Consider the following 13,755-nt stretch of genomic DNA (forward strand, 5'->3'; position numbering starts at 1 on the left):
AGGGCGAGGGGCCTATTCGACCAGCCTGCGACTGTGATAAAGGTACATAAGATTAAATGATTTAAAACATAGAGATGATTATTCTTAGTTATTAAGGATAATCATGTCTTTTTTTTATATAAATGGAATATGATCCCTATACTGCTATATCAATTACCAGAAAGGGATTCTAGGCAGTGCCTGGGTTGGGATAGCGAGCTTTTTGTTCTCAATGGAGGCAGCTTGGACCATTACAAGCACAATGCTTTCGTTCTTTGGAGTAGATCCAAATGAATGGTATTTATAGTCGCAGTATTAGCCGGGGATACTTGTGATAATAAAACTGTGGAATCTCATATTTTTCGGGTAGCGGATGAAAGGTTATTTTTGCTTGTTTTAATACTGAGTTAATCTTTCTTTACTTTAAAATGAAACTTTTTGCGGCCGGATGCGTCTAATACTATGTTTTGTTATAACGAACGTGGCAAAAAGCAATTCTTCCGCTCTGATGAGAGCGGTTGCGTTTTTGCGGGGAATATAAGAGGCGTATGAAAAAGACAGAGACCTACTTATATTTACAAATAGGAGCAGAGGAGTTATATCATGGATTTAAAGAAATTAACGTTAGTTGCTGTTTTGGCCGTATCGCAGGCCGCCTCGGCAGTGCCGGCTTTTGCTGAAGCTGTCAATAATACTTCAGGTAATACGAATACAGTAGGAACAATTGTTTCCTCTGTGACGGATGTAATGCCAGAAGCTACAGACCCATTGCCACCATTGCAAACTGAGGGGCCAGGGGGAGTATTATCACCTACACCAACTCCAATTCCTGCGGCAACAACTGAACCGACGACTGAACCTGCGACAACAACTGAACCTACATCAACAACCGAACCAACGGCTACACCAATTCCTACTGCAACACCTGTAACCACTACACAGCCTATTCCAACGGATGGTGTTCGTGCTGCAGCTAGTAATCAGCTTGTTCTTATGATGAACAGCAACAAAATGTATCAAAACGGCGTTGAGTATTTAGCTAATCAGCCAATGGCCGTGAAGAATGGTGTCTCATACGTTTCGATCCGAGCTATGGTGGAACGCGTAGGTGTGAAATACATTTACGATTATAAAACGAAAGAGACCATTGTTACCAAAGGAACCGATGTAATGCGCTTTAAGACGGACAGTAAGATCTATTCCGTTAATGGTAAAAATGTGACGATGAAAGGTCCAGCTTACCAAACCAATGGTACATTCATGATTCCTTTGACGTCCATAACCGGGGCATTAGGCATTCCTTATACGGTTGATAATGTGCAAAAACGAGTGATTCTCACGCTGAACACGAAGCCTAAAGCTTCTTTTACAGGGCCAACTGAAATTTATGCTGGTGATCCTGTGAATTTTGTGACTTCCAGCTCTTCTCCGAATGGTACCGCTATAGTAGATGAACGTTGGGAAGGTAAGCAGGATGTTTATGATCAACCAGGAGTTTATGTAGTATCCTATTCTGTTATGGATGCAAGTGGACAGTGGAGTGATCCTTACTCTGTTACCATCAATGTACTGAAACCAAATACACCACCAGTCGCTAATTTTACGACAGACAAAGATTCTTACAAGATGGGTGAAATGATCACTTATTCGGATCTAAGCAGCGACCCAGACGGTGATCCGATTGAAGTGACTTGGACGAACAAAGCAGAAGCTTTCTTTACACCAGGTCCAGCAACAGTGGCTATTCAAGTCAAAGATTCACATGGCGCAATCAGCACTTTTGAGAAGACCATTAATATTTCAGATGAAGTCTTGTACAGTAAAGAAGATTTCTATAGATTATTCGGTGCTCCAGGCAGCGTGTTTAACATTGATGGATCGATGGTTCCAACTTGGCAGAAGGTAGCCTATAATCTTTCTTCCGAGCCTTATAATCTTATCCGTAGTAACAGTCCGGAAACGGTGAATACGGAAGGGATTACTTACAAAGAAACTTCATTCGGCGGAACTCGCTTCTTAGTCCACCACAAGAATAATATGAATATTAAAACGAAGGTGTATGTGATTGCTAAGAATAACAATCTGTACCCTACGACAATTACAACTGAGTATGTAGGCTTTGGCGGTCCAAGTTCATTTCCGGAAGGCACTGGTAAAATGTCTGTGGAACGTTACTGGAAGTCTATGATTACGAGGGAACATTATAAGACAACGGTCCTTCAACCAGGAGAGAGTGTATCGATTCTTACGGATCTAAACAAAATTGCAATGAAACCAGGCGAGATTGTATCCCTCCAAGCGGATTTATTTAGTGATTATCCTATTGAATATAATGTCATGATGATCGATGCGAATAAAGATCCTCTAACTACACTTCCTACACTTCCAATATTGGATCGTGATGGGGTGCATAACCGGGGAACTTATGCTGATTCTACACGCATCATCACGGTTACTGACGAAGTAGGAACAACTCCTGTAAGACTTCTTCTCGGTGACAATTCGAGTGATTTGAATTTGACCGGTGTAGACCCAATGAATGGTACTGAAGCGTCTAATGCAGGTAACTTCGGCGTGTTGTACAAAATCAAATTCGATCGTGTTGCACCTAATTCATTGATTACATTTAATCCACGTGGCGGTAATTACATGGGACCTGTCATGGTTAATGGTCAAATCGTACAAATGCCTACTTCGGGAAGTCTCTCTAGTGCTGACATGAACAGTGTGATTTATCGTACTGGTGATTATGGCGGCTCCGTGGAGATTTTGTTCACAGCAGCTTCTGGTAGTAACTTGCCGGTGAATTTCCTGGTTACACCGCTACCAGCGAAGAAATAAAGCTTTTTGGGATTCACCTGAAATAAAAGTCCGGCTGAATATTCCGTAAAGGAATACTCAGCCGGACTTTTTGTATTTAAATGTATGAATTTAAACTGATGAGCGCTCATACGCTTGGTTGTTTCATTGACGGGGCATTTATTTTGGGGCATTATTAAGAGAGTGAATTACAAATGAACTGAAATGTTATGGGAGATGAGCGTATGCTGTCGACAGAACAAATATTAGAGGTCATGTCGGGGCAAGGTCTGCGAATCACCGACCAACGCAAAACGCTTGCCAAGTTATTCGGCGAGAATAAGGGTTATTTGTCAGCGAAGGATGTCTATGAGCATATGGGCCGCAAGTATAGCGGACTTAGCTTTGATACCGTGTACCGCAATCTGCGTGTAATGGAAGAGCTTGGTGTACTTGAGCAAATCGTCTTTGAAGACGGAGTGAAATTCAAGGGAAGCTGTAATCATCAGGATCACCATCATCATATGATCTGCCTTCAATGCGAGAAAACCTACCCGATTAATTTCTGCCCGATGAATTTAACGGATACACCTGATCAATTCCGGGTAGTCAAGCATAAATTTGAGGTGTTCGGTTATTGCAAAGAATGTGAAGAGAACCGGGAAGAAGAACTAATCGCAGCGGCAGATAGCAAAAAAGGGGTTTAGAAATGGCAACCCTACGTAGAACGATTCAGGCTCCCATTCGGGTGTACCGCAAGTACATTTCCCCGATTAAGCCTGCAACTTGTCGCTTCTATCCAACCTGCTCTGCTTATGCGCTTGAAGCTATTGAAGTCCATGGTCCTGTGAAAGGTTCGTGGCTTGCTGCCAAGCGGATTGCTAGATGCCATCCCTTCCATCCAGGGGGACTTGATCCGGTTCCGCCTCTTGAGGAACACCCTGCGAAGAAGGATTCTGCCCGTGTGACTTGACACAAGCCCATACCATTGGGTATATTCACAGATAATAGTATGAATTCCGAGGAACGGATAAGTAAATCGGTACGTCCATTACAGAGAGCCGGAACGAGCTGAAAGCCGGTATGGAGCGTTAGATTGAATATGGTCCGGGAGGAACCGTGTTCGAGCGGGAACTGCAATTGAGGTTCGTGTAAGATAACGGCGTGTTCCAGCGTTAATGGACAGTTCCCAAGAGGGAACTGGCGAAGCCTGTTCTCTGTGAAGAGACAGGAAATTTGGGTGGTATCGCGTGAGTTATACTCTCGCCCCATGATAGGGGCGGGAGTTTTTTGTCTTTTTATGAAAGAAAGGATGATGAATCAATGAGTGAGAAGAAAACTTTTTACTTGACTACACCTATTTACTATCCGAGTGATAAGCTGCATATCGGACATGCTTATTCTACCGTAGCTGGAGATGCAATGGCCCGATACAAACGTCTACGCGGCTATGATGTAAGGTATCTTACAGGTACAGACGAGCATGGTCAAAAGATTGAACGGAAGGCAGAGGAAGCAGGTAAAACCCCTCAACAGTTCGTAGATGACATCGTTGTTGGCATTAAGGAATTATGGCGCAAGCTAGACATCTCAAACGATGACTTCATCCGTACAACGGAAGAACGTCATAAAAAGGTGGTTCAGGATATTTTTGATCGACTGCTCAAGCAAGGTGACATCTATAAAGGCGAATATGAAGGCTGGTACAGTATTCCGGATGAAACCTTCTATACAGAAACACAATTGGTTGATATTGTTCGAGATGACAATGGCGTAATCATTGGCGCAAAAAGCCCTGATAGCGGTCATCCCGTTGAACTGGTGAAAGAAGCGAGTTATTTCTTCCGGATGAGTAAATATGCAGATCGTTTGCTGCAATTTTATGAGGAGAATCCGGAGTTTATTTTGCCGGAATCCCGTAAGAATGAAATGATCAATAACTTTATCAAACCGGGTCTGGAGGATCTTGCGGTTTCCCGTACGACTTTCGATTGGGGTGTTAAGGTTAAAGGCGATGAAAAGCATGTAGTGTACGTATGGATCGATGCTTTGACAAATTACATTACTGCTTTGGGATACGGTTCCGAGGATCGCAGTCTGTACGATAATTTCTGGCCTGCAGATGTGCATATTGTCGGCAAAGAAATCGTCCGTTTCCATACGATTTACTGGCCAATCATTCTAATGGCGCTGGGCGAGCCTCTTCCGAAAAAGGTGTTTGCACATGGCTGGCTGCTCATGAAGGATGGCAAAATGTCGAAATCCAAGGGGAACGTAGTAGACCCCGTTACACTGATCGATCGTTACGGTCTGGATGCGCTGCGTTATTACTTGTTACGCGAAGTACCATTTGGTTCGGATGGCACTTTCACACCTGAAAGCTTTGTAGATCGAGTTAATTATGATCTTGCTAACGACCTTGGTAACCTGTTGAACCGGACAGGTGCGATGGTAGAGAAGTATTTCGGAGGAGAGCTTCCGGCGTATGAAGGAAATGTAACTGCCTTTGATGGTGAGCTTCAAGCGGCGGCAGAGAATACTTATGCCAAAGTAGAAGAAGCGATGGAAAAAATGGAGTTCTCCGTAGCGCTGACTGCTATCGGGATCTTTATCAGCCGCACCAATAAATACATTGATGAGACACAACCTTGGGTGCTTGCTAAGGATGAGAGCAGAACAGCTGAGCTCGCTTCCGTGATGAGACATCTTGTGGAAGGTCTTCGTACCGCTTCCATTCTGCTGCAGCCGTTCTTGACGCAAACCCCAGCGAAGATTTGGGAACAGCTTGGCATTGAAGCAGGCGAGCTGACGACATGGGACAGTGGAAAGACTTTCGGTCTGATTCCGGCAGGAACGAAGCTGGTGAAAGGCAATCCAATCTTCCCGCGTCTGGATGTGGAGCAAGAGGTAGCTTATATCGCCGAAGCCATGGGCGCAGGTAAGTCGGCTGCTGAAGTAACTGAAACAGCCCCTGCTGCCCCTGCGGTATCCGAGCCTGAGGAAGAGCATAAAGAAGAGATCGGCATCGACGATTTCGCCAAGGCTGAGCTTCGAGTAGCTCAAGTCATTGCAGCTGAGCCTGTGAAGAAAGCCGATAAACTGCTGAAGCTGCAACTGGATCTAGGTTATGAGCAGCGTCAAGTCGTTTCTGGTATTGCGAAGTTTTACACACCTGAAGAACTGGTAGGACAAAAAGTGATTTGTATTGTGAATCTGAAACCAGTGAAACTGCGTGGTGAATTGTCGCAAGGGATGATTCTAGCGGCTTCTAAAGGTGATCAGTTAACTCTCGCCACAGTTCCAGACAGCATGCCAAACGGAGCTATTGTGAAGTAAGAGCGGTTATATAGAATATATAATTGCAATGGGTTATAAAAGAAAAGGAATGCTCCTTCAGCCAGTTAGGCTGTGGGAACATTCCTTTTTTCTAAGTAAAAGCAAGCAGGGATAAAGTGCTGGGTCATCTGATCTAGATGATTTATTATTGACTTATCGTAATAATTACTATTATACTTCTGATAGTAAAGATTACGATTTGAGAGGAAGATCATTTTAATGGTTGCTATGAGGTCACGAATAAGCCTACTCATACTTGCACTCGTGCTTGTATTTACACTCACTGCATGTGGACCAAAGAGCAGTGGAAGTATAGTTGAAGGGAAAGTAAATGTTGTAACTACATTTTATCCTATTTATGAGTTTACTCAAGAAATTGGTGGAGATGATATAAATGTCATTAATCTGCTTCCAGTTGGCGTAGAGCCGCATGATTGGACACCTCGCAGTCAGGATATTGTCAATACCTCCAAAGCGCAATTATTCTTGTACAATGGAGCAGGGCTTGAGGGATGGGTTCCTAATTTTCTAAAAGGACTTGATAGTAGCAGTAAAGTGGAAGCTGTTGAAGTAAGTAAAGGCGTTGATTTAATAATGACTGATGAAGATGATGGACATGATCACGGGGGAAGCAGTGAAGAAGATCATCATGAGGAAGATGCTGATCATAGTAGCCATACCTCTGGGGACAGTCTGCACACAGACCCACATACCTGGGTAAGTCCGAAATCAGCGATGATCATGGCTCGTAATATAAAAGAAAGCCTTCAGTCCGTGGACCCGGAGCATAAAGATGGTTATGAAGATCGTTACAATAAGCTTGCTGAACGTTTACAAGCATTGGATAGTAAGTTTGAACAGGAGCTTAGCAAGCTGCCTAATCACAAAATTGTAGTTTCGCACCAAGCGTTCTCCTATCTTGCCCGTGACTATAAACTTGAGCAGCATGCGATTATGGGATTATCCCCAGATGCTGAGCCGCGTGGACAGGATCTAGTCAAACTGGCGAAGATGGTTAAAGAGGAGAACATTCGGTATATCTTTTTTGAAGAACTGGTCTCCGATAAACTCGCAAAGACATTAGCAGCTGAAGCCGGTGTGTCCACTATGGTGCTTAATCCAGTAGAGGGTCTTACTGCGGAGCAAGAAAAGAATGGGGATAACTACTTCACATTGATGGAGAAAAATTTGCTAAATCTGATTATGGCTTTACAATAAAAAGGATAGTATAAGGAAAAGGCGGTGCTTAAGTATGCAATCGGTATCCTTGGACTGCCATCAGCATATCATCGATATACAGGATCTTTCATTTTCATATGGCGAACAGAAGGTGATCTCAAATCTTAACTATAGTGTAAGAGAACGAGACTTCCTCGGTATCATTGGTTCTAATGGCGCTGGTAAAACAACATTGATGAAGATGATCGTCGGTTTGCTTCCAGCCAGTAGTGGTGAAATCAAATTATTCGGAACGCCTGTCCGCAAGTTTAAAGACTGGGAACGGATTGGTTATGTTCCACAAAAGAACGCCTTCAATCCCCTGTTTCCAGCAACGGTGCGGGAAGTAGTGCTATCTGGTTTGTACAACAACAAGAATATTATTCGAAGAGTATCTAAGGCTCAGCATCGTCAGTGCGAAGATGCGCTGGAAGTGATGCGAATACAGGATATTGCGGAGAAAAGAGTAGGCCAGCTCTCAGGCGGTCAGCAGCAGCGTGTATTTCTGGCACGTGCGCTGATTAACCATCCGGATCTGCTAATTTTGGATGAGCCTACAGTCGGTATTGATGCTGAATCACAAGCAGGATTCTTTGATTTAATTACACATATGCATGCTCATCATCATATGACATTCCTTATGGTGTCGCATGATATCGACATGATTAAGAATTACTTAGGGAATGAACCTGTGCAAACGAACGGTAAGATTAACTTTTTCTCCCGTCACTCTCATGATTTGCAGAATTGTACGGAAGAGAACCTGCAGCACACGCTCTCTTAGGTCATACTTAAACTCTGGTAGTAGAGGGAGCCCTCGATTATTGGGGAGCGTACATAGAGCTGGAGAGTGGAAATTAGAGATAATTATTTATTGTTTGGTTGCATTTCTATTGATCTCAATTTCATCTAATCCTTTCCGTATCTAAATAACGTGACGCTGTAAGCGTGCCCCGTAAGGGGCGAAAGCGATCTTACCTCGCGCCATCTAAGTTCAGTAACCCCACCTCCTACGCCAGTTGCACTTGACGGGTGTCCAGAGGGCAGAGCCCTTGGGGCCCTCCCTTGGAAGGGAGGGTTTGGGAGGGATCGAAAAAAGATTTTAATAAAAGCTTTTAAAAATGTTTCAATTGTTCTACGGAGGAGAGTTAAAGTTGGAAATTCTATTTAGCGATTTTTTTCAGCGAGCGCTTGCGGGCGGTCTTCTGATAGGTATTACAGCGCCGCTTATAGGCGTTTTTCTTGTGCTCAGACGTTTATCTATGATAGGGGATACGCTGGCTCACGTTACAATAGCCGGTGTAGCACTTGGCTTTTTAACAGGCTTTTACCCGCTGGGAGCCGGTCTTATTTTTGCAGTGGTGGCTTCCTTCGCGATAGAGAAGCTTCGCAAGGCTTATAAGAGTTATGCAGAGCTCTCGATTGCCATCATTATGTCTGGCGGGGTGGCTTTAGCCTCACTCTTTTTCACCTTAGGAAAAGGTTATAATGCAGATGTTATGAGTTACTTGTTCGGTAGCATTTATACGCTAAATAATACTGATTTAATCGTTGTGGGGATTGTGACGATTGCAGTAGTAGTAGTGGTTACGATGTTCTTTAAAGAGTTCTTTTTGCTTAGCTTTGAAGAGGATGCTGCAAGTGTAAGCGGACTGCCAGTGAAGCTGCTGAACATGCTAATTACCATTCTGACGGCGCTTGTAATCAGTACTGCGATCAAAATTGTCGGATCGTTGCTAGTATCTGCTCTACTGACCATTCCGGTGGCTATCAGCTTATTGTTATCTCGAAGCTTTAAATCCTCAGTCATTCTATCCGTCATCATTTCGGAAATAGCTGTTGTAGGCGGATTAGTAGTTGCAGGAGTTTGGAATCTGGCCCCTGGTGCTACCATTGTGCTTTTACTCATATCCCTATTAGTGTTGACTTTGATCGGTAAAAAGGGTTTGCCCGCATAAACAGCGAATAAAATATACGGTATGCGTTTTTATAGGATGGAGCTACAAATATTTCCCTGAAGTGACTCGAATGCCGGAAGGAGAGCCGCTACCTTGTCTAATATCAATGCAGGAATAGCCTTAGCAGCAGGGGTAGCATCGTTTATATCCCCTTGCTGTTTGCCGCTTTATCCCTCTTACTTATCGTATATAACCGGATTATCTGTTCAACAATTGAAATCAGGTGCGAATACCAAAGAAATCCGTATACGCACCATAACTCATACATTGGCCTTTATTTTAGGTTTTTCAGCGGTTTTTTACACGCTGGGATTTGGTGCCGGACTATTCGGACAATTTTTTAATGGTCATCGTGATCTGATCCGGCAATTATCCGCGATTCTGATTATTGTGATGGGATTATTTCTGCTTGGGATCTTTCAGCCGCAATTTCTACTTCGCGAGCGTAAGCTTGATTTAAAATGGAAGCCGGCCGGATATATGGGCTCATTTATATTTGGGATCGGTTTTTCTGCAGGCTGGTCTCCATGTATTGGACCGATTTTGACCGCAATTATCGCACTTTCCGCAAGTGAGCCCGGCACGTGGTTCACATTAATTACGGCCTATAGCATCGGGTTCGCATTGCCATTCTTTGTCTTGGCCTTCTTTCTTGGAGGAGCCAGACGTATCCTTAAATATTCAAATGTGCTGATGAAGATTGGTGGCGTTCTCATGGTATTTATGGGCGTTCTGCTCTTTACAGATCAAATGTTTCGGATCACAGTATGGCTGCAGGGAATCACGCCAGATTGGCTCGTTTTTTAGGTGAAATAATCAATTCCTGCTTCCGGAAAATGTTCGAATATCCGCTCTGTGATAAACTCTCGCAGGGCGGTTTGCTGTTCATCGGGATAGACATATTTATTTTGTCCCCAGCGTCCCCATTTCTTCTTACGCTTCTCCATGTCCATCTCTAGCTTGGATTTGGGGTAGCGCTTCTCTATAACCGTCTTAGCGGTTTTGGTGAATCGATGCTGAATCATTTCGAAGGTTAATCCTTTTCCAACTTCAGGGGGGAGGGTCTGGGCTAACTTGGCCAGTAGCTCAGCATAGCCTTCTTGCCAGCCGTCATACCAAATAATTGGGGCAATGATAAAGCCAAGTGGATAACCCGCCCGTGCTACCTTTCCGGCAGCCTCAATACGCTCCTCAAAGCGGGAGGTGGCAGGCTCGAAGTTCTTGATCACATAATCTGCATTCACGCTGAAGCGAACTCTGGTATGCCCGTTATGCTCCAAAGCAAGCAGGGGTTCAACATGTTGGTATTTGGTCACAAAGCGCAGACGGCCAAGGGGCTCTTTTGCCATAAATGTAATTAGTTCTGCCAGAGAACCAGTAATATGCTCAAGTCCTAGTGGATCTGATGTGCAGGCAGCTTCAAAGGTGGTGATTTCTGGATTACGCTCCTCAATATATTTTTTGGCAGCATCTATAATGTCACCTGTGTTTACATATACGCGAATGTAGGGCTTTGCTCCTAAGGTAGTCTGCAAATAGCAATAATGGCAGTGCCCCATACAGCCCGTGGCAATGGGAATAGCATAATCAGCCGATGGCTTGGATTGGTCAAATTTCAAAGTTTTGCGTAGGCCTACAACAAGCGTTCTTTTGGCAATTTTATATTGCTCGACTTCAGTTTCACCAGGGAAATTCATAATTCGATTATGTGATGTGGTCATACGATAAGGGATATTGTTAGCTTTTACCCATTCCATGATTTTTTCACCTTTAGGGTAATTTAAAGCATCCGGCTCGAAGAAAACAAGCTCTGGAAGAAAAAGCGCTGTAGGTTTTCTGGTTCTTTTTACAGTAGTGGACTCCGGCGTCACTATTGTCATACTTTCACGCTCCTTTGGAATGACGAGTATGTTTATTATGTCTAACTCAGCCCCAATAGAAGCATGGCAAACATGTGCAACTCCTCTGTAAGTTCCTTTGAAGGACTTGCCAAGGTGCGTTAGAAACATGTATCATTGTTAGAGCAAGGTTTGGCTCGGCGCCATGCTCATTATAGAAAAGAGGTAAAGTTTAATGCCAACACCCAGCATGGAGGATTATTTGGAGCGCATATACAAGCTCATAGATGAGAAAGGTTATGCGCGGGTCTCGGATATTGCCGAGGGACTGGAAGTACACCCCTCCTCTGTGACCAAGATGATCCAAAAACTGGATAAGGACGAATATCTCATCTATGAGAAATATCGTGGGCTTGTCCTAACCACCAAAGGGAAAAAAGTAGGAAAACGTTTAGTTGATCGTCATCAACTATTGGAGGAATTCCTCGGGTTGATCGGAGTACAGCAGGAATACATTTATAATGATGTCGAAGGAATCGAGCATCACTTAAGTTGGGATTCGATTACGCGTATTGAAACGTTGGTAGAATATTTCCGCCGCGACGAAGAACGTGTACAGACTTTATATGCGATTCACAACGAACTAGCAAGCGATTCTTGAAATGTTTTTTCCCGAAACGGATACTGTCCTAAAAGTTATGCGTAGCAAGGCTTTCTTGAGCATAGGCTGTGGATAGTATAGCCGTTTCTATTTTGTTTAGTGCAACCTTTTCCAGTTTTTAGCGTCAAAACGGATACAGTCCTTTTTAAAAATATAAGAGAGTATGAGCTTTATCCGATACTTCTTATATTTTTTGCAGAGACAGAGACCACCTTTTTAGAAGGAGGCACTCACTCATCTGCATGAAGGATTTATCCGTTTTTTTCGTTTTTTTGGATACATATTTTTTAGATTTGGGGAGGAATTATGAATTATCGTAAATGGATGTTGAGCTTGTTAGTAATTATGTTGTTTTTGCCTTTATGGTCACCTGGTGCACGTGCCGCAGCGGTGCAAATTACCATTGAACTGGATGGAGAGGCGCTGGTTAGTGATGTGCCCCCATATATCACAACTTCTAATGTAACGATGGTGCCCATTAGTGTGATCAGTAAAGGATTAAATGCTGGCGTAGTATGGAATCAAAATAGTAAAACTGTAACCATTACTCAAGGAGATATGCTCCTTAAGCTGACCAGTGGCCAGAAAAATGCAATGGTTAACGATGCTTCGGTAGCGCTGGATACCTCCGTACAGATTAAGCAGGGGCGGGTAATGGTACCGATTCGTTTTGTAAGTGAGCAATTGGGATTGCAGGTGTTATGGGATCAGGTCAATAAGCATATTTCTTTGATCTCAAACATTGAACCGCCACAATCTGTCGATCCAGAAAAACCAACGAGACCAACGACACCAACCGAACCAACATTACCTACTCTCCCTGGTGGATCAACTAGTAAGGAGATGAAGGGAGCCTGGATCTCCACGGTGTTTAACCTAGACTGGCCTTCAACGTCTTCTGCAGGAAATGAAACGAAACAAAAGCAGGAGTTTGATAATTTGTTGGACAAACTCAAAGCTGTTGGCTTTAATGCTGTATTTGTTCAGGTAAGACCTTCAGCAGATAGTCTGTACCCATCGACTTTAGTGCCTTGGTCTAAGGTATTGACGGGTACACAAGGGAAGAATCCGGGATATGATCCTCTAAGCTATATGGTCAGTGCTGCGCATTCCCGCGGCATGCAGTTTCATGCTTGGTTCAACCCGTTCCGTGCAACGACAGATGCTTCCACCTCAGCGTTAGCAAGTAACCATGTGGCAAAAGCACATCCAGAATGGATTGTGAATGCCGAGGGTAAGAAATACATTAATCCAGGTATTCCGGAGGCTCGCCAACATATCATCGACACGGTGATGGAAGTGGTTAAAGGTTACGATGTCGATGGTGTCCATTTGGATGATTATTTTTATCCTTCAAATGTTACTTTTGCCGATGATGCTGCTTATTCTACCTATAATACGAAAAAGCTTTCTAAAGCTGATTGGCGCCGAGATAATATTAATGAATTTGTCCGTCAGTTGGGAGAACAGATTCATAAGGTAAAACCTAAGGCTTCTTATGGGATCAGTCCATTTGGAGTATGGCGAAATATTAAAAATGATAGTACAGGTTCGGACACTAGTGCAGGGGTAACTGCTTATGACAGCATGTATGCGGATGTTCGGACATGGATTAAGCAGGGCTGGATTGATTATGTCGCTCCGCAAATTTATTGGAGTTTGTCCTTTAGCACAGCACGTTATGACAAGTTAGTAGATTGGTGGGTTAAAGAAGTCGAGAATACGAATGTTAAACTCTACATCGGGTTAGCCGGCTATAAGGTCGGAGCCAGTGATCAAAAGGCTGAATGGCAAAGTGGGGATCAAATTATTAATCAGCTCAAATATAATGAGAAGTACGAAGAAGTTGCAGGTAGTATTATGTTTAGAGCGAATGACGTCGTAGTCCGCAATCCGTTCGGATTGTCGAGCTTATTGACCTTTTATTTTAAGTCCTAATCGATTAGTTGTTATTCATAAGGAGTCA

The 13,755-nt window shown here is 43.5% G+C and carries 11 protein-coding genes; 10 read left to right on the top strand and 1 reads right to left on the bottom strand.

All coding sequences use genetic code 11. The annotated features are described in order from the left end of the window. Positions 1–582: 582 nt before the first annotated feature. The 8 genes from CA600_RS25935 to CA600_RS25970 all read left to right on the top strand — a co-directional run bounded on the left by CA600_RS25935 (position 583) and on the right by CA600_RS25970 (position 10,097). Positions 583–2,820: a stalk domain-containing protein gene (locus CA600_RS25935; protein WP_094874052.1), complete on the top strand. Its 2,238-nt coding sequence runs from the start codon at positions 583–585 to the stop codon at positions 2,818–2,820. Positions 2,821–3,023: 203 nt separating this feature from the next. Further along, positions 3,024–3,485 carry a Fur family transcriptional regulator gene (locus CA600_RS25940; RefSeq protein ID WP_094874053.1) on the top strand — a complete coding sequence of 154 codons (462 nt, stop codon included), beginning with the start codon at positions 3,024–3,026 and terminating at the stop codon, positions 3,483–3,485. Between the two features lie 2 nt (positions 3,486–3,487). Further along, a complete protein-coding gene (gene yidD / locus CA600_RS25945; protein ID WP_094874054.1) occupies positions 3,488–3,751 on the top strand; it encodes a membrane protein insertion efficiency factor YidD in 264 nt (87 codons plus the stop codon). Positions 3,752–4,101: 350 nt separating this feature from the next. Beyond that, positions 4,102–6,114, top strand: coding sequence for a methionine--tRNA ligase (metG, locus tag CA600_RS25950; RefSeq protein ID WP_094874076.1), 2,013 nt, complete (start codon positions 4,102–4,104; stop codon positions 6,112–6,114). Positions 6,115–6,333: 219 nt separating this feature from the next. Then, entirely contained in the window at positions 6,334–7,332 is a 999-nt protein-coding gene (locus CA600_RS25955; RefSeq protein ID WP_094874055.1) for a metal ABC transporter substrate-binding protein, read from the top strand. Between the two features lie 34 nt (positions 7,333–7,366). Then, positions 7,367–8,116 carry a metal ABC transporter ATP-binding protein gene (locus CA600_RS25960; protein WP_094874056.1) on the top strand — a complete coding sequence of 250 codons (750 nt, stop codon included), beginning with the start codon at positions 7,367–7,369 and terminating at the stop codon, positions 8,114–8,116. A gap of 370 nt (positions 8,117–8,486) precedes the next feature. Beyond that, positions 8,487–9,290, top strand: coding sequence for a metal ABC transporter permease (locus CA600_RS25965; protein ID WP_179281736.1), 804 nt, complete (start codon positions 8,487–8,489; stop codon positions 9,288–9,290). Between the two features lie 93 nt (positions 9,291–9,383). Further along, the gene (locus CA600_RS25970; RefSeq protein WP_094874058.1) at positions 9,384–10,097 is read left to right on the top strand and encodes a cytochrome c biogenesis CcdA family protein; all 714 of its coding nucleotides are present in this window, start codon (positions 9,384–9,386) and stop codon (positions 10,095–10,097) included. Here the strand turns inward: CA600_RS25970 and splB are convergent. Continuing rightward, a complete protein-coding gene (gene splB, locus CA600_RS25975; RefSeq protein ID WP_094874059.1) occupies positions 10,094–11,170 on the bottom strand; it encodes a spore photoproduct lyase in 1,077 nt (358 codons plus the stop codon). The genes CA600_RS25970 and splB overlap by 4 nt on opposite strands. 193 nt (positions 11,171–11,363) lie before the next feature. Between splB and mntR the strand changes: the two genes are divergently transcribed. Continuing rightward, positions 11,364–11,789: a transcriptional regulator MntR gene (gene mntR / locus CA600_RS25980; RefSeq protein ID WP_094874060.1), complete on the top strand. Its 426-nt coding sequence runs from the start codon at positions 11,364–11,366 to the stop codon at positions 11,787–11,789. 306 nt (positions 11,790–12,095) lie between these two features. After that, the gene (locus CA600_RS25985; protein WP_094874061.1) at positions 12,096–13,727 is read left to right on the top strand and encodes a family 10 glycosylhydrolase; all 1,632 of its coding nucleotides are present in this window, start codon (positions 12,096–12,098) and stop codon (positions 13,725–13,727) included. The last annotated feature ends 28 nt before the right edge of the window (positions 13,728–13,755 follow it).

This window comes from Paenibacillus sp. VTT E-133280 (assembly GCF_002264385.1).
Lineage (GTDB): Bacteria > Bacillota > Bacilli > Paenibacillales > Paenibacillaceae > Paenibacillus_AQ > Paenibacillus_AQ nitricinens.